We start from the raw sequence: 22,079 nt of genomic DNA, 5'->3' as shown, positions 1-22,079 counted from the left end.
GCCGTCATTCCGGGGCGCGCGGAGCGCGAGCCCGGAATCCATATCCACCAGCCGGGGTTATGGATTCCGGGCCTGCGCCTCTCGGCGCATCCCGGAATGACGAATGGAGAGAGGAGTGTTTCATCGCAGCACGACCACATCCTGATCCGGCTTGTCCGCATAGAGCCGCTCCACCAGCGCGGCGCGGCGCTCCAGGCCAGCGCGCTGGTTGATGTAACCCTTGTCGGTCAGCTCATTGCCGTCGATCGAGGGCGGCTCGACCATCAGCATGGCGCGCGCGATGATGCGGCTGCTGGCGCCTTCGCACTCCTTGTTGTGCGTCTCCAGACCGCGCCTGAAGCAGGCGATCACCTCGGGATGCTTCACGGCATCCTCAAAGCTGAGATCGGGATTGCCGACGAGCTGGCGGCAGGCATGCAGGTTCGGCCAGGCGAGCAGGCCGATGAAGGCGCGATCCTGCCCCGCAACCAGCGCGTCATGCACGACAGGCGTCGTGGCTGCGATGGTGTCGGTGCGGAGCGAGCCGACATGGACGAACGTGCCGGTGGTGAGCTTGAAGTCTTCGACGACGCGCCCGGCGAAGATGATGCCCTTCACCGGATCGGCATCGTCGACAAAAATGCCGGCATCGCCGATGCAGTAGAAGCCTTCCTCGTCGAACATCTTCCTGGTCAGCTCCGGCTGGCCGAAATAGCCGGGCGTGACGTTGACGCCGCGCAGACGCAGCTCGTATTTCGAGCCGCACGGCACCATCTTCAATTCGACGCCGGGGAACGGCAGGCCGATCAGGCCGACGCGCTCGGTGTCCCAATAGGTGCCGGTCGAGGTCGGCGCAGTCTCGGTCGAGCCCCAGCCGGTGTAGAACACGATCCGTTCGCCGGTGGTCTTCACCGCGAGGTCCTGCATGCGGTCGTAGAGATCATCAGGCAGCCGCGCGCCGCCATAGGCCATGATCGACAGGTTCTTGAAGAAGGAGCGGCAGAGCGCATCGTCCTTCTCCATGGCAGCGGCAAGCGCGGCGTAGCCGGCCGGCACGTTGGCGTAATAGGTCGGCGAGATCTCGCGCAGATTGCGCAGCGTCTCCTCGAACTGGCCCGGCATCGGCCGGCCGTCGTCGATATAGAGCGTGCCGCCATCGACCAGAATGGGATGGAACGCCGCATTGCCGCCCATCGTGTGGTTCCACGGCATCCAGTCCAGCATGGTCGAGATCGGACCGCCCGGATCGCGCGGCCGCACCTGCATCATCATCGCCGCATTGGCGCACATCATCGCTTGCGTGTTGATGACGGCTTTTGGCATGCCGGTCGAACCTGACGTGAACAGCAGCTTGCCGACGGTGTCGGGCGTGATCCTGGCAATCGACTCCTCGACGGCGGCGGTCACCGGCGTTGCCGCAAGCTCGGCAAAGCTGACGCTCTTGATACCCTCGCAGGGCCGCAAGACGTGAACGACGGTGACGCCGGTGAGGTCGATCGCCCTCAGTGCCTTCTCGAAGGTCGGGCCGTCCTGCACCATCACCACGGCCGGCTTGATCAGGTCGAACAAATATTTCAGCTTGACGTGATCGTGGCTCATCAACGAATAGGCCGGCGACACGGGAGCCGCCGGAACGCGCGTCTGCATCGCGGCCTGCGTCATCAGCGCATGCTCGATCGAGTTGCCGGACAGGATCGTGACCGGGCGGCCATCGAGACCGAGATTGAGCAGGCCTTGCGTCAGTGCATCCACGGTGCGCTTGGCTTCGCCGTAAGAGACCTTCCGCCATTCGCGGTTCGGTCCGCCGCGCTGGGCGAGCCAGATGCGCTCGGGTGCTTGCGTCGCCCATTTCGCCAACGAGGCCGGGATGTGCTTCTCGTAAGGTTGCAGCGGAATGCGCGACTTCAGCACCACCGTGCCGTCGCCGCGGCGCTCGACGTCGATGTCGCGTGCCAGCCACTCGACCTTGCGAAAGGCGGGCTTCGTCATCACCGCCGCCGCGCTGCCACTCATTTTGCGTCTCCCGGAATTACTGTCCTTTGCGGATCTTCGTCGTTCAGCGCCTGATATAGACAGGCTTTCGCTTCTCAAGGAAGGCCCTGATGCCTTCCGAAAATTCCTCGGATCGGCTGCACAGGACCTGATTGCGGTCCTCCATCGCGATCGCGGCTTCCAGCGATCCGGCATCGACGCTCATGTTGAGACATTCTTTCGAGAGGCGAAGCCCCACGGGCGAGGCCGTGATCATCGCATCGATGTAAGGCTCGGCAGCGTCATCGAGCTTGTCTTCGTCTACGACCTCTGAGACGAGACCGACCGCGAGCGCCCGCTCGGCGCCGATGAAGCGTCCCGTGAGGATCAGCTCGGAGGCGACGGAGACACCGACGAGGCGCGGCAGGAAATAGCTGGTGCCGATGTCGCAGCCGCCGAGGCCGAGCTTGATGAAGGCGCAGTTCATCCGCGCCGATTTCGTCGCGACCCGGATGTCGGAGGCGAGCGCCAGCGCAAAGCCGCCGCCCGCCGCCGCGCCCTGCACCAGCGCCAGGATCGGCTGCGGACAGCGCCGCATCAGCATCACGATGTCGGCAATGCGGCGCTGCGAGTCCAGCGACTCGGTGACGCCGGGCGGCTCCTGCTGCCCGGCACGGCGCGCCATCGCGGCCTTGAGATCGAGGCCCGCGCAAAAATTCTTGCCGGCGCCCTTCAGCACCACCACGCGCGTATCGCGGTTGCGCTGCAGCCCCTGGAAGTAGGCGTTGAGCGCATCGATCAGCGCTGGATCGAGCGCGTTGAGGCTGTCAGGACGATTGAGCGTCACCCGGTCGACGCCGTCGTTGTGCTCGATCAGCAGCGGTTGGGACATGCGCGATCTCCTTCATCCGCAACGATGGTGCCGATTGCTGCGCCCTCTCCCCTTGTGGGAGAGGGCATGTACGTCGCTCGACGCGCATTCGCTCGGGTGAGGGGTCTGCCTCCACAGATGAGATCGCGGAGCGAACCCTTCATCCGTCGCGCTACGCGCGCCACCTTCTCCCACAAGGGGAGAAGGGAAGAGAGCTCTACCGCGGCGCCATGCGGATGGCGCCGTCGAGGCGGATGGTCTCGCCGTTGAGCATCGGGTTCTCGACGATGTGCACCGCGAGCATGCCGTATTCATTGGCATCGCCGAGGCGCGCGGGATGCGGCACCTGGGCGCCCAGGCTCTTGCGGGCCTCTTCGTTCAAGCCCATCAACAGCGGCGTCAAGAACAGGCCGGGCGCGATGGTGTTGACGCGGATCTTCTGACTGGCGAGGTCGCGCGCGGCTGGCAGCGTGAGACCGACGACACCGCCCTTGGAGGCCGCATAGGCGATCTGGCCGATCTGACCTTCATAGGCGGCAACAGAAGCGGTGTTGACGATGACGCCGCGCTCTTCGCCGATCGGCTCGGCGGTGACGAGGCGCTCGGCGAACAGCCGCAGGCAGTTGAAGGTGCCGATCAGGTTGACGTTGATGATGCGCGCGAACTTTTCCAAGGGATAGACGCCGTCGCGGCCGACGATGCGCTGCGAGCCGCCGATGCCGGCGCAGTTCATCAGCACGCGGGCGATGCCATGGGCGGCTTCCGCCTTGGCGATCGCCGCCTTGATCTGCTCCTCGCTGGTGACGTCGGCATGCAGCGCGACGCCCTTCACTTCGGCCGCAACCTTCTCGGCGTTTTCCTTGCTCTGGTCGATCACGCCGATCTTGGCGCCCTTGGCGGCCATGGCGCGCGCGGTCGCGGCACCCAGGCCCGAACCACCGCCGGTGATGAGAACGGCTACGTCTTTCAACTGCATCGTGAGCTACCTTTCCTCTACCTTTTCCTTGGGCGTTTCTTCTCTGGACTTGAAGCGTTCGGCCGGATCATCCGGCCGCGGCAGCTTCCCCTACGTTGGTGAGGATGCCGCCGCAGATCAGCGTTTCCATGTGCTTGATGTATTGCCGGCAGACTTCGTCGGTGACCGGGCCGACGCCGGTCGCGCGGGACATCGCGTGCCGGCCGAAGAACAGATGATCGCAGGCGCCGATCAGGCTGGTGTAGAACAGCACCGGATCGGTCTGGCGGAATTCGCCGCTGCTGACGCCTTCGGCGAGCAGGCGGCGATGAAAATCCAGCAGCGGCGCGACGAAGAATTTCGAGACTTCGTCGGCAGAGCCGGCAACGCTCTCGTGCAGGAGATAGTGGATCAGCCGATTCATGTAGGGGAACCGGTGATAGGCGCGGATGATGCCGCCGATATGCAGCTTCAGCTTCGCGGTCGGCGTGATCGGCTGCGCCAGCAGATATTCGAGATTGGACAGCTCCGTCCCCGCATCGCGCTCGAGCAGCGCCAGCAGCAGGCCGTCCTTGTTGCCGAAGTGATATTTGACCAGCGCGGCGTTGGCGCCCGACTTCTGGGCGATGTCGGAGAGCGAAATCTCGATCGAGGAACGTTCGATCATCAGCTCGCTTGCGGCCACGAGCAATTTCTCTGCCGTGGAATTCTTTCCGCTGGGGAGCTTGGTCGGTACGCTGGTAGCCACGGAGTTCCCTGTTCTCGCCGCTTGAGGCGGGGCGCAGATAAGCCCAAGTAGCGCCTCATCACAAGAGTTAATTGATCGATTGACTAAATGATGCCGCACCCTTTTAATCCGCCCCGACAACCCAACCCGATCCAGAAAAATCCAGGGAGAAACCGAAATGGCCGAGGCTTACATCGTCGCCGCTGCGCGTACCGCGGGCGGGCGCAAGGGGGGCCGCCTCGCCGGCTGGCATCCGGCCGATCTCGCCGCAAAAGTGCTGGACGAGTTGGTCGATCGCGCCAAGGTCGACCCGGCCTTGGTCGAGGACGTGATCATGGGCTGCGTGATGCAGGTCGGCGAACAGTCCAACAATGTCGCGCGCAATGCGATCATGGCCTCGAAGCTGCCGGAGAGCGTGCCGGGCACCTCGATCGACCGCCAGTGCGGCTCCTCGCAGCAGGCGTTGCACTTCGCAGCCCAAGCCGTGATGTCCGGCACGATGGACGTCGTGATCGCGGCCGGCGTGGAATCGATGACGCGCGTGCCGATGGGCCTGTCATCGCAGCTCCCGGCCAAGAACGGATTTGGCAATTACAAGAGCCCGGGCATCGAGGCGAGGTATCCGAACATCGTGTTCAGCCAGTTCACCGGCGCCGAGATGATGGCCGAGAAGTACGGCTTGTCGAAGAATGAGCTCGACGAATACTCCTACAACAGCCATCAGCGCGCGATCGCGGCGACGCAAGCCGGTCACTTCAAGAAGGAGATCGTGCCGCTCGAGATCACCCGCGCCGACGGCTCCAAGGATACCCACCACATCGACGAGGGCATCCGCTTCGACGCCACGCTCGAAGGCATCAAGGGCGTCAAGCTGATCGCCGAGAACGGCAAGCTTTCCGCGGCCAGCGCCAGCCAGATCTGCGACGGCGCTTCCGGCGTCATGGTGGTGAACGAGCGCGGCCTGAAGCAGCTCGGCGTCAAGCCGCTCGCGCGCATCCATCACATGACCATGACCGGCGGCGATCCCGTGATCATGCTCGACGCGCCGCTACACGCCACCAAGCGCGCGCTGGAGAAGGCCGGCATGACGATCGGCGACATCGACCTGTTCGAGGTCAACGAGGCCTTCGCCTCGGTGCCGACCGCCTGGCTCAAGACCACCGGCGCCGATCCGGAGCGTCTCAACGTCAATGGCGGGGCCATCGCGCTCGGCCATCCGCTCGGCGGCTCCGGCACCAAGCTGATGACCACGCTGATCCACGCGCTGCACCAGCGCGGCAAGCGCTACGGCCTGCAGACCATGTGCGAAGGCGGCGGCATGGCCAATGTGACGATCGTGGAGCGGCTGTAAGCTGCTTCGACACAGACGGTGTCGTCCCGGACAAGCGCGCCTAAAGCGCGCGCCGATCCGGGATCCATAGCCACAGAAGGCTGTGGTTATGCCGCGCTGGAGCTCCATCTCGTTTCAACAACCGAGGCCTGTGGTTATGGATCCCGGCCTTCGCCGGGATGACACCTTTCTTGTTGAGAGACCTACGCTCATGACCCACCCCTCCATCCACGCCCGCGCCACGCCGAACAAGATCGCTTACCAGATGGCGGGCACCGGCAAGGCGATCACCTATCGCGAACTCGACGAGCTCTCGAACCAGGGCGCACACCTGTTCCGCTCGCTCGGCCTGAAGGCCGGCGATCACATCGCACTGTTGATGGAGAACCGGCTTGCCTTCATGGAGCTCTGCTGGGCCGCGCAGCGCAGCGGGCTCTATTACACCGCGATCAGCCGTTACCTGAAGCAGGACGAGATCGACTACATCATCGCCGATTGCGGCGCCAAGGTCGTGATCACCACGCCGAAATGCGCCGACCAGATCAAGGCCCTGATCAAGGGCACGCCCGGCGAGCCGGTCTTCTACATGATGGACGAACCGCTGCCCGGCTTCCGCTCCTACGACAAGGAAGCCGCCGCGCAGCCGACGACGCCGATCTCCGACGAGGTCGCCGGCTACGACATGCTGTATTCGTCCGGCACCACCGGCCGGCCCAAGGGAATCAAGAAGGCGTTCGAGGGCAACAAGATCGACGTGCCGAACGCCTTCTTGCGCGTGCTCTGCGCCGACATGTGCGGCATGAATGCGGCGAGCACGTACCTCTCGCCGGCGCCGCTCTATCACGCGGCGCCCCTGCGCTTCAACATGATGGCGATCGTGCTCGGCGGCACCTCCATCATCATGGAGCATTTCGACGCCGAAGAATTCTTGAAGCTGGTCGAAAAGTATGAGGTCACGCAGTCGCAGCTTGTGCCGACCATGTTCGTGCGGATGCTCAAGCTGCCGGACGAGGTACGCTACCGGTACAACGTCTCGACGCTCAAGGGCGCAATCCACGCCGCAGCCCCCTGCCCGGTCGACGTCAAAGCCAAAATGATCGAATGGTGGGGACCGATCCTGATCGAGTATTACGCCGGCTCGGAAGGCAACGGCGTCACCGTCTGCAACTCGCAGCAATGGCTGGAGCATCGCGGCAGCGTCGGCCGCGCCGTGGTCGGCAAGATCAAGATTCTCGACGAAAACGACGAGGAGCAACCGACCGGCGAAATCGGCACGGTCTATTTCGCCGACGCGCCTGCTTTCGCCTATCACAACGACCCCGAGAAGACGAAGAAGGCCTACAATGCCAAGGGCTGGTCGACGCTCGGTGACGTCGGCTATCTCGACAAGGACGGCTTCCTGTTTCTCACCGACCGCAAGTCCTACATGATCATTTCCGGCGGGGTGAACATCTACCCGCAGGAGACCGAGGACGTGCTCATCACCCACCCCGATGTCGCCGACGTCGCCGTGTTCGGCGTGCCGAACGAGGAGATGGGCGAGGAGGTGAAGGCGGTGGTGCAGCCGCACGACATGACGCGTGCGGGCAAGGCGCTCGAGGCCGACCTGATCGCGTTCTGCAAGGGTCGCCTCTCCGCGATCAAGTGCCCGCGTTCGATCGATTTCGAGGCGGAGCTGCCGCGCACGCCGACGGGCAAGCTGGTGAAGCGGCATTTGCGCGACAGGTATTGGCCGAAGACAACAGCGAAGATCTAGCGCTCTCTCTTCCCCTCCCCCTCCCGGGAGGGTGGCGGCATCCTCAATCAAACAGGCTCGGCGTGTGGTTCACCAGCGCGCCTTCGATCTCGAGCATCTTCAGTTTGGTGACCACGCCGCCATTGGCCGAGAAGCCGCCGGGCTTGTTGCCGGCCGCCAGCACGCGGTGGCAGGGCACGACGATCGGGCACGGGTTGCGGCCGAGCGCCTGGCCGACGTCGCGCGACAGCTGGACGCCACCGAGCTGCTTGGCAATGTCGCCATAGGTGATGGTCTTGCCGGGCGGGATGGTACGGGCGATCTCGTAGACGCCGCGGTTGAAGTCGGGCACGCCGTCGAGATCGAGCGGGATGTCGGTGAGGTCATCCGGCTCGCCTGCGAGCAGATTTGTGATGCGGTCGATCGCCTGCTGCACCTCGGCGGTCGGCTCGGCTTCGCTGGCATCAGCGTGGCGCTGACTGATGCGGGTGCGGATCTTCTGCTCGCCGCCCATCGGCAGCTGCGTGCCGTTGATGCCGCGCGGGCCCCAGGCGACGGCGCAGAGGCCGATCCTGGTATCGAACAGGGCAAAATGCTGGTCGGTCATGGCTTGGTTCCTGGCTGCGTCCTCAACGCATGCCCCCAATGTGAACTCTGACCAAATCTAGGCTTGGAAATAGTTGCGATCCACCCGGTTTCCGGGAATCTTGCACAGGAGTTCCACTATCTCGCGAGCCCGGAATGCAAAGCCTCCACGTCAATGGTTACGACATGGCCTATATAGACGTGGGTGAAGACCGAGGCCGGCCCCCGCTGGTCTGCGTGCACGGCTCGCTCAATGACTTCCGCGTCTGGGGCTGCGTGCTCGGGCCGCTGACGCAGCGGCATCGGGTGATCGCCGTCAGCTTGCGCCATTTCTTCCCCGACCGCTGGGACGGCGTCGGCGATACCTATTCGATCGCCCAGCATGTCCAGGACGTCATCGCCTTCATCGAGAAGCTCGACGTCGGCCCGGTCGATCTGATGGGCCATTCCCGCGGCGGACACATCTGCTTTCGCGTGGCGCAGGCGCGCCCCGATCTGTTGCGGCGGCTGATCCTGGCCGAGCCCGGCGGAGAGCTCGATGCGAGCCTCGATCCCGATTATGCCGGCGGGCCCTCGCCGCTCTTGGCGCGATTCACGGCCTCGGCGGAGAAGATCGCGGCGGGCGATGTCGACGGCGGCCTCGCCGTGTTCGTCGACACGCTGGAGGGCGCCGGCACCTGGCCGCGGCTGCCGGCGATGGTGAAGCAGAATCTGCGCGACAACGCCATGACGTTGATCGGCCAGGTCCGCGACAACCGCCCGCCCTTCTCGAAGGCGGATGCGGAATCGGTTCTGATGCCGACGCTGTTCATCCTGGGCGCGCGGACCAAGGGCCTGCTGCCGAAGGTGCTGCATGCGCTGGCCGCGCACGTGCCCTACTCCAAGACAGCGATCATCCCGAACGCGACGCATCCGATGTTCGAGCAGGCGCCGCAGAAATACTCCGAAGTCGTTCTGGATTTCCTGGCGAGCTGACCATGCAGAGCTTTCGCGTCAACGGTTACGACATGGCCTATCTCGAAGTCGGGGATGGTCCGCCGCTGGTCTGCGTGCATGGCACGCTCGGCGATTTCCGCACCTGGTATTCGGTGCTCGGCCCGCTGTCGAAGAGCCATCGGGTGATCTCGGTCAGCCTGCGGCATTTCTTTCCCGAGCATTGGGACGCCGGCGGCGACGACTACAGGATGGCGCAGCACGTCGCCGACGTGATCGCCTTCATCGAGCAGGTCAGGCCCGCACCCGTCAACCTGATGGGCCATTCGCGCGGCGGCCACATCGCGTTCCGCGTCGCGCAGGCGCGGCCTGATCTGTTGCGCAAGCTGGTGCTGGCCGAGCCCGGCGGCGATCTGGATGCCAGCCTGCCGGTGCCCGAAGGCACGCCCGCGTACCCGCCGCTCGCGGCGCGCACGGCGCGCTCGGTCGAGATGATCCGCGCCGGCGACATCGAGGGCGCGCTGCAGAATTTCTACGAGGGCATCGAAGGCGACGGCTCCTGGCGCCGCGTGCCGGCGGCGGCCAAGCAGCAATTGCGCGACAATACGCTCACCTTCCTCGGCCAGATCAACGAGCAGCGCCGGCCCTACACGCTCGCGGATGCGCAGGCGATCAGGACGCCGACGCTCCTGATCGGCGGCGGCGCGACGACGGGAAGCCTGTCGGTGATGTGGCGCGTGCTGGCGGAGCACATCGCAGGAGCCAGGACGGCGGTGATCGCGAATGCCGGCCACTGGATGTTCGAGCAGGCGCCGCTGGAGTATGGCGAGGAGGTGAACAGGTTCCTGGCGGAGTAGCTGCTTGTTCGCCTCTCCCCGCAAGCGGGGCGAGGGAGTGCACGGCTGGTGCCTCCCTCACTTGCACTCACGCCACCTTCCACACGCCGACCGGCATCTTGATCGTCGCGTTGAGGCGGTTCCAGACGTTGATGGTCGCGATCGAGAGGATCAGCGTTGCAAGCTCGCGCTCGTCGAAATGCTTGGCGGCCTCATTCCAGATCGTGTCGGACACCGGATCCTCACGGTCGGCGAGACGGGTGACCGCCTCGGTCAGAGCCAGCGCGGCGCGCTCGGCTTCGCTGAAATAAGGCGCGTCGCGCCAGGCCGAGACGGCGAACAGGCGCTCGTCGGTCTCGCCGGCCTTGCGGGCGATCTTCGGGTGCATGTCGACGCAGACGCTGCAACCATTGATCTGGCTGGCGCGCAGGTGCACCAGTTCCAGGAGCTTTTCCGGCAGGCCCTGTTTGGTCAAATTGCCGAGAGATTGCAGAACATTCATGGCCTCGGGCAGGACCATGACGGGGTGATTCATGCGGGCGTGCATCGTTGTCGTCTCCATCTGTCGAATTTCGAAGGTTCCGGTCACATTGGCCGGATTGGCTTCGTCATGGGCATGACGGATCGCGATGAGGGAATGTGACTGATGACCCAAAAAAACTTTGAAGAAGATTTTCTCAGCCAGCAGTTCGAGGCCAACAGGGATCATTTGCGCGCGGTCGCCTACCGGATGCTGGGTTCCCGCGGCGAGATCGACGATGCCGTGCAGGAGGCCTGGCTGCGGCTCAGCCGGAGCGATACGTCCGATGTCGCGAATCTGCGGGGCTGGCTGACCACCGTGGTCGCGCGCATCTGCCTCGACATGCTGCGCGCACGAAAGTCGCGCCGGGAGGACCCGATGGGCCCGCATGTGCCGGAGCCGGTCGACGAGACGCGGGAGCGCGAAGCGGAGATGGCCGATTCCGTCGGCGCGGCACTCCTGATCGTGCTGGAAACATTGCAGCCGGCCGAGCGGCTCGCCTTCGTGCTGCATGACATGTTCGCGGTGCCCTTCGAAGAGATAGCGCCGATCGTCGGGCGCTCCGTCGATGCTTCGCGCCAGCTTGCCAGCCGTGCGCGGCGGCGCGTGCAGGGCGCGCCGGTGCCCGAGACGGACCTGTCGCGTCAACGCAAGATCGTCGATGCCTTCCTCGCGGCTTCGCGCGAAGGCAATTTCGAGGGGCTGCTCGCCGTGCTCGATCCCGACGTCGTCTTTCGCGCCGACCAGGCCGCGGTGCGGCTCGGTACGCTGCCGGAGATCCGCGGCGCGGATGCGGTCGCGAAGCTCTACAAGGGCCGCGCCCAGGCCGCGCGCACGGCACTGGTCGATGGCGAGATCGGTGTTGCGGTCATCCTCGGCGGGCAATTGCGCATCGCGCTGCGCGTGACCTTCAGCGGCGACCGGATCGCGGCGATCGAGGCGGTGGCCGATGCAGAAGCGATCGCGGCGCTCGAGGTGGAGGTGCTCGAACGCTAGGCCGGCCGGATGCTGATCGAGCAGGGCAAGAAGAAGTAGGCGCCCAGCCGGGTAAGGCCGTTATCGCGAAAACAACCCCATGCACAGTAGGTGGCCCTAATGATATCAATCGTTTAGCAGCCCCCCACAACGGCGGCTGACGCCGCGTCGGGACGCGCTTGACGCCTTCCGCCCCCCGACGTACCTTCGAACACGGAATTCCGTATTCCATCTAAGTGCTGTTGGAGCCGCCGGCGTGATCCCTCTCGACCCGCTCCCGAACCTGATCGACCAGGTCTATGCCCGGATCCTGGAGGCGATCTCCGATCGCACGTTGCAGCCCGGCCAGCGCATCCGGCAGAACGAGCTCGCCGACAAGCTCGGCGTGTCGCGCCAGCCGGTGTCGCATGCGCTGCATCTGCTGCATCGGCAGGGCCTCGTCGCCGAAAGCGGCCGGCGCGGCTTTGAGGTCACCCAGCTCGATCCCGCGCGTATCCGCCAGCTCTACGAGGTGCGCGGCGCCATTGATGCGCTGGCCGCGCGGCTCGCCGCGACGCGCGCCGCAAGCGACGCGGCAGGACGCGCGCGGCTCGAGGTGGCGCTCGCCGCCGGGCGCCGCATCGATCGCAAGACGCCGCTTGCCGAGCTCATCACACTCGACGTCGATTTTCATCGCGCGATCTATCAGCTCGCCGGCAATCCCGTGATCGAGGAGACCATCGCGCCGCAATGGCCGCACATGCGCCGCTCGATGGCGACCGTGCTGTCGGAGCTCGACTATCGCGACAGCGCCTGGGCCGAGCATGCCGACATCGCAGCTCACATTCTCGCAGGCGACGCGAAGGCCGCCGAACGCGCCGCGCTGGCGCATGCGCAGACGGCGGGACGGATGACCGAGGAGAGGTTGCGGGCGACGGACGAGGCGGCGGCGTAGCTAAACGCTGTCATTCCGGGGCACGCGAAGCGTGAACCCGGAATCCATTGGGCCACAGAGACTGCGGATCAATGGATTCCGGGTTCGATGCTGCGCATCGCCCCGGAATGACAAGAACAAAACAACGGGAGGACGACCCATGAGACTGTCTCAGGAGCAATTGGAGTTCTTCCACCGCGAGGGCTGGCTGTTCCTGCCCGAATTGTTCAGCCAGGAGGAGGTCGATCTGCTCGCGCGCGAGGCGGTCGGCATTTACGACGCCAACCGGCCGGAGGTCTGGCGCGAGAAGAGCGGCGCGCCGCGCACGGCGTTTGCCGCGCATCTCTACAACGAGGCCTTCCGCATTCTGGGCGCGCATCCGCGCATGATCGACCCGGTCGAGCAATTGTTCGGCGAGCCTGTCTACATGCACCAGTTCAAGATCAACGCGAAATCGGCCTTCACCGGCGACGTCTGGCAATGGCACCAGGATTACGGCACCTGGAAGCGCGACGACGGCATGCCGGAGCCGCGCGCGATGAACATCGCGATCTTCCTCGACGAGGTGATGCCGATCAACGGCCCCCTGATGCTGGTGCCGCGCAGCCAGAATGCCGGCGATCTCGAAGCCTCGCATGACCTTGCCACCACGTCCTACCCGCTGTGGACGCTGGACGAGGACACCGTGACGCGCCTCGTCAAGCAGGGCGGCATCGTGGCGCCCACGGGCAAGCCCGGCGGCATGCTGATGTTCCACGGCAATCTCGTGCACGGCTCGGCCGGCAACATCACGCCCTACCCGCGCAAGATCGTGTACCTGACGCTGAACGCGGTCTCGAATTATATCCGTACCCCCACGCGGCCCGAATACATCGCCCACCGCGATTTCGCGCCGATCAAGACGGTGGACGACGACGCCCTGCTGCGCCTTGCCCGTGCGCCGCGGCAGGCGGCGGAGTAAGCTGTCATTCCGGGGCGCGACGAAGTCGCGAGCCCGGAATCCATTTATCCGCGTCCTTTGCGGCCCGATGGATTCCGGGCTCGACGCTCCCGGGGCGCGCTTCGCGCGGTCCCGTCGCGTCGCCCGGAATGACTGAACCTGATCGTTCGCGTCGTCCCGACCGCGATAGCACTCTTGGATGTCTCCCATGAACCTCTTCCGCCTCCTCCAGGCCCGCGCGTCCGCCGGCAAGCCTGTCCGTGTCGCGCTGATCGGTGCGGGCAAATTCGGCTCGATGTTTCTCGCGCAGGTGCCGCACACGCCGGGGCTGGAGGTGCCCATCATCGTCGACATCGACCGCGACCGCGCGCGCGAGGCCTGCCGCACGGTCGGCTGGGATGCGGCGCGCATCGCCGCGACCGTGTTCACCGATGACGGCGCACGCGCCATCGCCGGCGGCGCAATGGACGTGGTGGTGGAAGCGACCGGCAATCCGGCCGTCGGCATCAGGCACGCGCGCGCGGCGATCGCGGCGGGCAAGCATATCGTGATGGTCAATGTCGAGGCCGACGTGCTGGCGGGCCCGCTGCTCGCCGAGGAGGCGCGCAAGGCGGGCGTGGTCTATTCGCTCGCCTATGGCGACCAGCCGGCATTGACGGCGGAGATGGTCGACTGGGCCCGCGCCACCGGCTTTCGCGTCGTCGCCGCCGGCAAGGGTACGAAATATCTGCCGGCCTATCACGACGTGACGCCGGACGGCGTCTGGCAGCATTACGGCCTGACCGCCGGCGAAGCACAGTCGGCCGGCATGAACCCGCAGATGTTCAACTCCTTCCTCGACGGCACCAAGTCGGCGATCGAGATGGCCGCGATCGCCAATGCCTGCGGCCTCGACGTGCCGGCGGAGGGACTGCTGTTTCCGCCCTGCGGCGTCGACGATCTGCCGCACATCATGCGGCCGCGATCGCGTGGCGGCGTGCTGGAGCGCTCCGGCGTGGTGGAAGTCGTCTCCTCGCTCGAACGCGACGGACGGCCGGTGTTTCGCGACCTGCGCTGGGGCGTCTATGTCGTGCTGGAGGCTCCGAACGACTATGCCGCCGACTGCTTCAAGCAGTACGGCCTCAAGACCGATTCCAGCGGACGCTTTGCTGCGATGTACAAGCCCTATCACCTGATCGGGCTCGAGCTGAACATCTCGGTGCTGTCGGCCGCGTTGCGGGGTGAGCCGACCGGCCAGCCCCACGGCTTCCGCGGCGACGTCGCAGCGGTGGCCAAGCGGGCGTTGCGCGCCGGCGAAATGCTCGACGGCGAAGGCGGCTACACTGTGTGGGGCAAGCTGGTGCCGGCGGCCGCGAGCCTCAAGGCCGGCGCGCTGCCGATCGGGCTCGCCCATCGCGTGAAGCTGAAACATGACGTTGCGCATGGCACGGTGGTGCGCTGGGACGACGTCGAGTTCGACGCCGGCAACGAGACGATCAGGACGCGAAAGGCGATGGAAGCGGCGTTCGCGAAAGAGGGTTAAGGCGTGTTGGATTGAAGGACTTGCGCCGCTAGCTCCCTCATCTCTCCCGCTCGCGGGAGAGGCATAGGCCGCCTGCTTCGCCGGCGTTCGCACTTGCGAGGGCGGCACGAGGCTTGATTCTCGCGAGCCTCCCGGTCATCCTCGCTAGCGGAACCGCAACGCACGGGATCCACAAAGAGCCCTCAAGGGCCAGCGGAAACACCCACATCGTCACAACACCCCGTCGGTTATCGGCGAAGCAAGGACGACAGAAGATCGTTCCCCTTGTCGAGGAATCGGCGCAATGGAGGGCTACGCATGAAACGTCGTGATTTCTTGAAAGTGACAGGCGCTGGGCTAGCGGCAAGCACGGCCGTTGCCGCACCGGCGATCGCTCAGTCGGCGCCGGAGGTGAAATGGCGGCTCGCCGCGAGCTGGCCCAAGGCGCTCGACACGCTCTATGGCGGCTGTGAATATTTCTGCAAGCGCGTCGCCGAAGTCACCGACAACAAATTCCAGATCCAACCGTTCGCAGCCGGCGAGATCGTCCCGGGCCTGCAGGTGCTCGACGCCGTGTCGAACGGCACCGTCGAGATGGGCAACACGGCGTTGTATTACTATTGGGGCAAGAATCCCGCCTTCACCTTCGGCACGTCGCTGCCGTTCGGGCTGAACACGCGCGCGCATATTTCCTGGCTGCTGTTCGGCGGCGGCACCGAGTTGCTCAACGGCCTCCTGAAGGAATACAATACGGTCGGCATTCCAACCGGCTCGACCGGCGCCCAGATGGGCGGATGGTTCCGGAAGGAGATCAAGTCGATGGAGGATTTCAAGGGATTGAAATTCCGCGTCGGCGGCTTCGCCGGCACGATCATCGCCAAGGTCGGCGGCGTGCCGCAACAGATCGCGGGCGGCGACATCTATCCGGCGCTGGAGAAGGGAACGATCGACGCGGCCGAATGGGTCGGGCCCTATGACGACGAGAAGCTCGGCTTCGTCAAGGTCGCGAAATTCTACTACTATCCGGGCTGGTGGGAAGGCACCGGCCAGGGCCACAACATCATGAATCTCGACAAGTGGAACGCGCTGCCCAAGCACTACCAGGCCGCGATCGAGATCGCCTCACGCGATACCTTCACGTGGGTCACCGGGAAATACGACTACGTCAACCCGCCCGCGCTGAAGCGCCTGCTGGTGGCCGGCGCGATCCTGAAGCCGTTCCCGCAGGAGGTGCTGGAGGCCTGCTACAGCGCCGCGAACGAGATCTACGCGGATCTCTCCAAGACCAACCCGCACTTCGCCAAGATGTACACGAGCCTGTCCGCATTCCGGAACGAATCGCTCGCCTGGATGCAGGTCGCCGAGCTCAGCTACGACAGCTTCATGATGCGGATGCGCACGCGGACGTGAGGCGCCGAACGGCGAACGACGTCAGGAACGACGAAAGCCCCGGAGATGTCTCCGGGGCTTTCGCTTTGGTCTTTCCGCTTGCGCGGGGAGGGATGATAGCCGTCGTGCGGCTAGAGCGGAATGGCTTTAGGTTAAATCGATCGCTGCGGCTCGCTTACCTCTCCCGCTTGCGGGAGAGGTCGGCGCGAAGCGCCGGGTGAGGGCTTTCTCCTCTTGGGGATTGTCCCATTGCGGAAACACCCTCTCCCCGCCCCTCTCCCGCAAGCGGGAGAGGGAGTGCACCTCCGTCGTTGCAGCAATCAAGCCTATCTCGTCGCGCGCTAGACCAACCCGCCCGCATCCGCGACGCGGCGCTGGTGATAGTCGGTGTCGCCGAAGGTGTTCTCGATCATCGTCAGGCGCTTGAAGTAGTGGCCGATCTTCGCCTCCATGGTCATGCCGATGCCGCCGTGGAGCTGGATCGACTGCTGGCCGACGAATTTCAGCGACTTGCCGATCTGCACCTTGGCCGCGGCGATCGCGTTGGAGCGCTCTTTGGCGTTCTCGAAGTCGTTCGCCATGGTTGCGAACATCGACATCGAGCGTGCCTGCTCGGCGGCGACGAACATGTCGGACGCGCGGTGCTGGAGCGACTGGAACGAGCCGATCGCGACGCCGAACTGCTTGCGCGTCTTGATGTACTCGACCGTGGTCTTGAGCGACTCGTCCATCAGGCCGACCGCCTCGGCGCAAAGCGCGACGCGAGCTTCGTCAACGACGCGTTCGATCAGCGAGAGCGAATCCTCGGGATTGCCGATCGCGGCATCCGCGCCCACCTCGACACCGGTGAAGGTGATGTCGGCGGCGTGCAGGCCGTCCTGGGTCGGGTACGATTTCTTCGTCACGCCCTTGGCATTCGCCGGGACCAGGAACACGCCGATCCCGGTCTTGTCGCGGCGGTCACCCTTGGTGCGGGCGGTCACGAGAAGCGTGGCGGCGTTCTCGCCGTTGAGCACGACGAACTTTTCGCCGTCGATGATCCAGCCGTCGGCCTTCTTCTTCGCGGTCGTCGAGACGTCGAACAGATCGTAGCGCGAGTTCTTCTCGAGCTGGGCAAACGCAAGCGTCTTGCTGCCGTCGATGATCACGGGCACATGCGCAGCCTTCTGCGCATCCGAGCCGGCGTGACGCAGGAAGCCGCCGCCGATCACGACGGTTGCGAGATAGGGCTCGAGCACCAGCGCCTTGCCGAGCGCTTCCATCACGATCATGGTCTCGACGCCGCCGCCGCCGAAGCCGCCATCGGCCTCCGCGAACGGCAGGCCGAGCAGGCCCTGCTCCGCGAGCTTGCCCCAGACGGCCTGGCTCCAGCCGCCCTTCTCCTTCATGTACTTCTTGCGGCTCTCGAAATCGTAGGAATCGGTCAGCAGGCCGTCGATGCTTTCCTTGAGAAGCCGCTGCTCCTCGGACAGATCAAAATCCATTTCTTTGGTTCCTCGTACCCGGAATTTTTGCTTCGTCATTCCGGGACACGCGCGATAGCGCGGGGACCCGGAATCCAGAGATTGTGGCGCGAGATTCCGGGTTCGCGCTGGCGCGCGCCCCGGAATGACGTTTAGAGCCCCAGCACCGCCTTGGCGATGATGTTGCGCTGGATCTCGTTGGAGCCGCCGTAGATCGAGACCTTGCGGTTGTTGAAGTAGCTCGGCGCGATCTGGGCGGTCCACTCCATGGCTTCGTTGGAGCCGTCGTCGCCGTGCACGTCGTAGGGCGCGGCGAACGGGCCGATCACTTCCATGAGCAGCTCGGTGGTGGTCTGCTGGATCTCGGAGCCCTTGATCTTCAGCACCGAGGAGGCCGGATTGGGCTTGCCCTTGCCGTGCTTGCCCTCGTCGGCGACGACGCGGAGCTGCGTCAGCTCGAGCGCCTTCAGCTCGATCTCGCAGGCCGCCAGCTTCTCGCGGAAGGCGGCGTCCTGGATGATCGGCTTGCCGCCGGATTCGACCTTGGAAGCGAGATCGCGGATGCGGCGCAGCCGCTCCTTGGAGACGCCGACGCGCGCGATGCCGGTGCGCTCATTGCCGAGCAGGAATTTTGCGTAATCCCAGCCCTTGTTCTCCTCGCCGATCAGGTTCTCGTAGGGCACCTCGACGTCGTCGAAGAACACCTCGTTGACCTCGACGCCGCCGTCGATGGTCTGGATCGGGCGCACGGTGACGCCCTTCGACTTCATCGAGAACACGATGAAGGAGATGCCCATCTGCTTCTTGGCGGTCGCGTCGGTGCGGCAGAGACAGAAGATCATGTCGGCGTGCTGGGCCAGCGTCGTCCAGGTCTTCTGGCCGTTGATGATCCACTTGTCGCCCTTGCGCTCGGCCTTCGTCTTCAGCGAGGCGAGATCAGAGCCGGAGCCGGGCTCGGAGAAGCCCTGGCACCACCAATCGTCAACGCTGGCGATGCGCGGCAGGTACTTCTTCTTCTGCTCCTCGTTGCCGAAGGTGTAGATGACGGGGCCGACCATGCTGACGCCGAAGGCGAGCGGCTGCGGCGCCGGATAGGACTGCAGCTCCTCGTTGAAGATGTAGTGCTGCACGGACGTCCACCCCGTGCCGCCATATTGCTTCGGCCAGTGGCTGACGCCCCAGCCCTTCTTGTTGAGGATGCGCCACCACGTCACCATCTCGTCCTTCGAGAGGTGGCGGCCCTCGACCAGCTTGCGCCGCGTATCCGGCGGCACATTGTCGCGGAAGAATGACCGCACTTCCTCGCGAAACGCCTGCTCTTCTTTCGTGAATGCGAGATCCATCGGATCCTCCTGTTTCCCCGTCGTCCTGGCGAAAGCCAGGACCCATTACCACCGACCTTCGTTTTGCGAAGGCAACTGCTGTCTGTCCGCCAAACTCCTGCTGCGGAGTATGGGTCCTGGCTTTCGCCAGGACGACAGAAAATTACTGCAACACCTCGAACAACCCGGCCGCGCCCATGCCGCCGCCGACGCACATGGTGACGACCGCGTACTTGGCCTTGCGGCGGCGGCCTTCGATCAGGGCGTGGCCGGTCAGGCGCGCGCCGGACATGCCGTAGGGATGGCCGACCGCGATCGCACCGCCATTGACGTTGATCTTCTCGGGGTCGATGCCGAGCTTGTCGCGGCAATACAGCACCTGCACCGCGAAGGCTTCGTTGAGCTCCCAGAGGCCGATGTCGTCGACGGTGAGGCCGTGGCGCTTGAGCAGGCGCGGCACGGCGAAGACCGGGCCGATGCCCATCTCGTCCGGCTCGCAGCCGGCGGAGACGAAGCCGCGGAAGATGCCGAGCGGCTTGAGGCCGCGCTTAGCGGCCTCCTTGTCGCTCATGATGACGGTGGCGCTGGCGCCATCCGAGAGCTGGCTGGCGTTGCCGGCGGTGACGGAAAAGCCTTCGCCGCGCACGGGCTTGAGGCCGGCGAGACCTTCAGCCGTGGTCTCGGGGCGCGGGCCTTCGTCCTGCGACAAGGTCACCTCCTTGAACGAGACCGCGCCGGTCGCCTTGTCGGTGACCGCCATCTGCGTGGTGATCGGCGCGAGCTCGTCCTTGAACTTGCCGCCCTGCTGCGCGGCCGCGGTGCGGCGCTGGCTCTCCAGCGAATATTCGTCCTGCTTCTCGCGCGAGATGCCGTAGCGCTTGGCGACGATTTCGGCCGTGTCGATCATGGGCATGTAGACCTCGCCCTTGATCTTGAGCAGCGCCGGGTCCTGGGCGTGGAAGCCGTTCATCTTGTCGTTCTGCACGAGGCTGATCGACTCGCCGCCGCCGCCGACCGCGATCTCGACGCCGTCGAAGATCACCGAGCGCGCGGCGAGCGCGATGGCCTGGAGGCCCGAGGCGCACTGCCGGTCGATGGTGGTGCCGGCGACCGTGACGGGCAGGCCGGCGCGGAGCAGCGCCTTGCGTGCGATGTTGCCACCGGTCGCGCCCTGCTGGAGGGCGGCGCCCATCACCACGTCCTCGACCTCCTTCGGATCGACCTTGGCGCGGGCAACGGCTTCGCCGATGGCGTGGCCGAGCAGCGTGGCGCCCTCGGTGGCGTTGAGCATGCCGCGATAGGCCTTGCCGATCGGCGTGCGGGCGGTGGAAACGATGACGGCGTCGGTCAAGAACGACCTCCTGATGCAAGTTGGGTGGATTGTGACGGTTTCTGCTGCTGGCGCAATTCGTGACGCGACAGTTTTCCGACCGGCGTGCGCGGCAGATCGTCGACGAACTCGACCTCTACAGGCATTTCGTGCTTGCCGACCTTGCCGGCAAGCTGCGCGCGCAGCTCGTCGAGCGAGAACGGTTTTGCGCCGGATTTGAGCTTGATGAAGGCCTTGGCGGCCTCGCCGCGATACTGGTCGGGGATGCCGAGCACGATCACCTCGTGCACGCCGGGAAGGGTGTAGATCGCCTGCTCGATCATCTGCGGATAGACGTTGAAGCCGCCGGAGATGATCATGTCCTTCTTGCGGTCGACCAGGAAGAAATAGCCGTCGGTATCGACATAGCCGATGTCGCCGGTGAGGAAGCGGCCGTCGATGAAAGCCTCCGCGGATCCCTCGGGCTTGTTCCAATAGCCCCTGGTGACGTTCGGGCCCTTGATGCGGATCTCGCCGACCTCGCCCGGCGGCAGCACTTTTGTCGGATCGTCCAGCGACACGACGTCGAGCTCGATGCCGGGCAGCATCAGCCCGATCGAGCCGGGCTTGTCGGGGCCCGTGGGCGGATGGCCGGTGCCGGGCGAGCAGGTCTCGGTCATGCCCCAGCCGCTGCGCAGCTTCTTGCCGACCTTGCGCTCGAAAAAGTTCGCGATCTCCACCGGCAGCGGCGCGCCGCCGGAGCCGATCGTCGCAAGCGAGGAGAAATCGCGCTTGTCCAGATCGGGCAGCGCTGCGATCGCGATCCACATCGTCGGCACGCCCGGGAAATAGGTGGCGCGCTTGACCTCGATGTCGCGCATGACAGCTTCGACGTCGAAGCGCTGGTGGATCGAGATCAGATTGCCGCGGCGGAGCGAGGACAACAGCACGACGGTGAGCGCGTAGATGTGGAACAGCGGCAGCACGCAGATCACGCGCTCGACGACGTCACCGCGGCTCGCGCGCGATGACTTGCCCCAGACGTCGTAGATCGACACCGCCGACGTCAGATTACCGTGCGTGAGCATCGCGCCCTTGGGCAGGCCGGTGGTGCCGCCGGTATATTGCAGCAGGGCAACGTCGCCGGCCGTGACTTTTGGCCACTCTGCCGGCGCGGCGGCGTCTTCGACGAAGGTCTTGAAGGTGACGATGCGGGGATCAGGGGGGATCGCGGCCTGGGGCGTGCCGACCTTGCCCCAATTATCGTCCTCGCAGACGACGAGGCGATCGATCAGGCCCTTCTCCAAAAATTTCAGCGCCGTCGGCAGCAGCGCGGCGAGGTTGGAGGTGACGAGCAGGCGCGAGCCGGAGTCGGACACCTTGTGGGTCAGCGCGATCTCGCCGTCGAGCGGCGACAGATGGGCAACGCGGGCGCCGGCCTTCAGCGCGCCGAAGAAATTGACGGGGTGATCGGGCGTGTTGCCGAGGAACAGCGCGACGGAGGCGTTCTTGCCGCAGCCGGCGCGGAGGAACGCCGCCGCGGCACGCTCGGCCATCGCGGCGAGCTCGGTGTAGGTGATCGGACGTTCGCGAAATTCCAGCGCGGTGCGCGGGCCGTAATCGGCGGCGGCTTTCGACAGCAGGTCGGGGAGCGTGCCCTGGACGATGGTGTCGTCCCAACGCACGCCCTCGGGATAAAACTGTTCGCCGGGATGGGTCATTTACTACATCACACTCAGTGGTCATTCCGGGGCGCGACAAAGTCGCGAACCCGGAATCCATCGAGCAGCATACTCGAAGGCGAAATGGATTCCGGGTCTGGCCC

The 22,079-nt window shown here is 65.2% G+C and carries 19 protein-coding genes; 9 read left to right on the top strand and 10 right to left on the bottom strand.

Annotation, left to right across the window (positions count from 1 at the left end):
* Positions 1–120 precede the first annotated feature (120 nt).
* The 4 genes from AAFG50_RS05345 to AAFG50_RS05330 all read right to left on the bottom strand — a co-directional run bounded on the left by AAFG50_RS05345 (position 121) and on the right by AAFG50_RS05330 (position 4,524).
* A complete protein-coding gene (locus AAFG50_RS05345) occupies positions 121–1,992 on the bottom strand; it encodes an AMP-binding protein (RefSeq protein ID WP_028173816.1) in 1,872 nt (623 codons plus the stop codon).
* A 43-nt stretch (positions 1,993–2,035) separates the two neighbouring features.
* On the bottom strand, positions 2,036–2,842 hold the full coding sequence (locus tag AAFG50_RS05340) for an enoyl-CoA hydratase/isomerase family protein (RefSeq protein WP_028173815.1): 807 nt from the start codon (positions 2,840–2,842) through the stop codon (positions 2,036–2,038).
* A 196-nt stretch (positions 2,843–3,038) separates the two neighbouring features.
* Positions 3,039–3,797: an SDR family NAD(P)-dependent oxidoreductase gene (locus AAFG50_RS05335; RefSeq protein WP_011090528.1), complete on the bottom strand. Its 759-nt coding sequence runs from the start codon at positions 3,795–3,797 to the stop codon at positions 3,039–3,041.
* 67 nt (positions 3,798–3,864) lie between these two features.
* Positions 3,865–4,524: a TetR family transcriptional regulator gene (locus AAFG50_RS05330; RefSeq protein ID WP_186363037.1), complete on the bottom strand. Its 660-nt coding sequence runs from the start codon at positions 4,522–4,524 to the stop codon at positions 3,865–3,867.
* A gap of 157 nt (positions 4,525–4,681) precedes the next feature.
* On the opposite strand from AAFG50_RS05330, the gene AAFG50_RS05325 reads away from it, so the two are divergent.
* Positions 4,682–5,854: an acetyl-CoA C-acetyltransferase gene (locus AAFG50_RS05325; protein WP_028173813.1), complete on the top strand. Its 1,173-nt coding sequence runs from the start codon at positions 4,682–4,684 to the stop codon at positions 5,852–5,854.
* A gap of 190 nt (positions 5,855–6,044) precedes the next feature.
* The gene (locus AAFG50_RS05320) at positions 6,045–7,589 is read left to right on the top strand and encodes an acyl-CoA synthetase (RefSeq protein WP_028173812.1); all 1,545 of its coding nucleotides are present in this window, start codon (positions 6,045–6,047) and stop codon (positions 7,587–7,589) included.
* A gap of 43 nt (positions 7,590–7,632) precedes the next feature.
* On the opposite strand, the gene AAFG50_RS05315 is transcribed toward AAFG50_RS05320, so the two are convergent.
* Positions 7,633–8,175 (bottom strand): methylated-DNA--[protein]-cysteine S-methyltransferase, encoded by a 543-nt coding sequence (locus AAFG50_RS05315; protein WP_011090532.1) that lies wholly within the window; start codon positions 8,173–8,175, stop codon positions 7,633–7,635.
* A 134-nt stretch (positions 8,176–8,309) separates the two neighbouring features.
* On the opposite strand from AAFG50_RS05315, the gene AAFG50_RS05310 reads away from it, so the two are divergent.
* Positions 8,310–9,128: an alpha/beta hydrolase gene (locus AAFG50_RS05310; RefSeq protein ID WP_028173811.1), complete on the top strand. Its 819-nt coding sequence runs from the start codon at positions 8,310–8,312 to the stop codon at positions 9,126–9,128.
* Between the two features lie 2 nt (positions 9,129–9,130).
* Positions 9,131–9,943: an alpha/beta hydrolase gene (locus AAFG50_RS05305; protein ID WP_028173810.1), complete on the top strand. Its 813-nt coding sequence runs from the start codon at positions 9,131–9,133 to the stop codon at positions 9,941–9,943.
* Between the two features lie 67 nt (positions 9,944–10,010).
* Here the strand turns inward: AAFG50_RS05305 and AAFG50_RS05300 are convergent, their stop codons facing one another.
* Positions 10,011–10,469: a carboxymuconolactone decarboxylase family protein gene (locus AAFG50_RS05300; protein ID WP_011090535.1), complete on the bottom strand. Its 459-nt coding sequence runs from the start codon at positions 10,467–10,469 to the stop codon at positions 10,011–10,013.
* Positions 10,470–10,568: 99 nt separating this feature from the next.
* Between AAFG50_RS05300 and AAFG50_RS05295 the strand changes: the two genes are divergently transcribed.
* From AAFG50_RS05295 to AAFG50_RS05275, 5 genes are all read left to right on the top strand, one after another.
* Complete coding sequence (locus AAFG50_RS05295; RefSeq protein WP_028173809.1) at positions 10,569–11,438, top strand: sigma-70 family RNA polymerase sigma factor; 870 nt, start codon at positions 10,569–10,571, stop codon at positions 11,436–11,438.
* 235 nt (positions 11,439–11,673) lie between these two features.
* The gene (locus AAFG50_RS05290) at positions 11,674–12,351 is read left to right on the top strand and encodes a GntR family transcriptional regulator (protein WP_028173808.1); all 678 of its coding nucleotides are present in this window, start codon (positions 11,674–11,676) and stop codon (positions 12,349–12,351) included.
* Between the two features lie 139 nt (positions 12,352–12,490).
* Positions 12,491–13,291: a phytanoyl-CoA dioxygenase family protein gene (locus tag AAFG50_RS05285; protein ID WP_028173807.1), complete on the top strand. Its 801-nt coding sequence runs from the start codon at positions 12,491–12,493 to the stop codon at positions 13,289–13,291.
* Between the two features lie 187 nt (positions 13,292–13,478).
* Positions 13,479–14,792 (top strand): Gfo/Idh/MocA family oxidoreductase, encoded by a 1,314-nt coding sequence (locus AAFG50_RS05280; protein ID WP_028173806.1) that lies wholly within the window; start codon positions 13,479–13,481, stop codon positions 14,790–14,792.
* A gap of 297 nt (positions 14,793–15,089) precedes the next feature.
* On the top strand, positions 15,090–16,181 hold the full coding sequence (locus tag AAFG50_RS05275; RefSeq protein WP_028173805.1) for an ABC transporter substrate-binding protein: 1,092 nt from the start codon (positions 15,090–15,092) through the stop codon (positions 16,179–16,181).
* 320 nt (positions 16,182–16,501) lie between these two features.
* Here the strand turns inward: AAFG50_RS05275 and pimD are convergent, their stop codons facing one another.
* The 4 genes from pimD to pimA form a co-directional block, all read right to left on the bottom strand.
* Entirely contained in the window at positions 16,502–17,644 is a 1,143-nt protein-coding gene (gene pimD / locus AAFG50_RS05270; protein WP_028173804.1) for a pimeloyl-CoA dehydrogenase small subunit, read from the bottom strand.
* Positions 17,645–17,775: 131 nt separating this feature from the next.
* On the bottom strand, positions 17,776–18,966 hold the full coding sequence (pimC, locus tag AAFG50_RS05265) for a pimeloyl-CoA dehydrogenase large subunit (RefSeq protein ID WP_028173803.1): 1,191 nt from the start codon (positions 18,964–18,966) through the stop codon (positions 17,776–17,778).
* Between the two features lie 142 nt (positions 18,967–19,108).
* On the bottom strand, positions 19,109–20,296 hold the full coding sequence (locus tag AAFG50_RS05260; RefSeq protein ID WP_028173802.1) for an acetyl-CoA C-acyltransferase: 1,188 nt from the start codon (positions 20,294–20,296) through the stop codon (positions 19,109–19,111).
* Positions 20,293–21,975: a dicarboxylate--CoA ligase PimA gene (gene pimA / locus AAFG50_RS05255; RefSeq protein ID WP_028173801.1), complete on the bottom strand. Its 1,683-nt coding sequence runs from the start codon at positions 21,973–21,975 to the stop codon at positions 20,293–20,295. The genes AAFG50_RS05260 and pimA overlap by 4 nt, the downstream gene beginning before the upstream one ends.
* Between the last annotated feature and the right edge of the window lie 104 nt (positions 21,976–22,079).

The sequence above is a fragment of the Bradyrhizobium sp. B039 genome, from assembly GCF_038965675.1.
In the GTDB taxonomy this organism is placed as follows: Bacteria; Pseudomonadota; Alphaproteobacteria; order Rhizobiales; family Xanthobacteraceae; genus Bradyrhizobium; species Bradyrhizobium diazoefficiens.
This window is presented reverse-complemented; position numbering and strand designations above follow the sequence as displayed.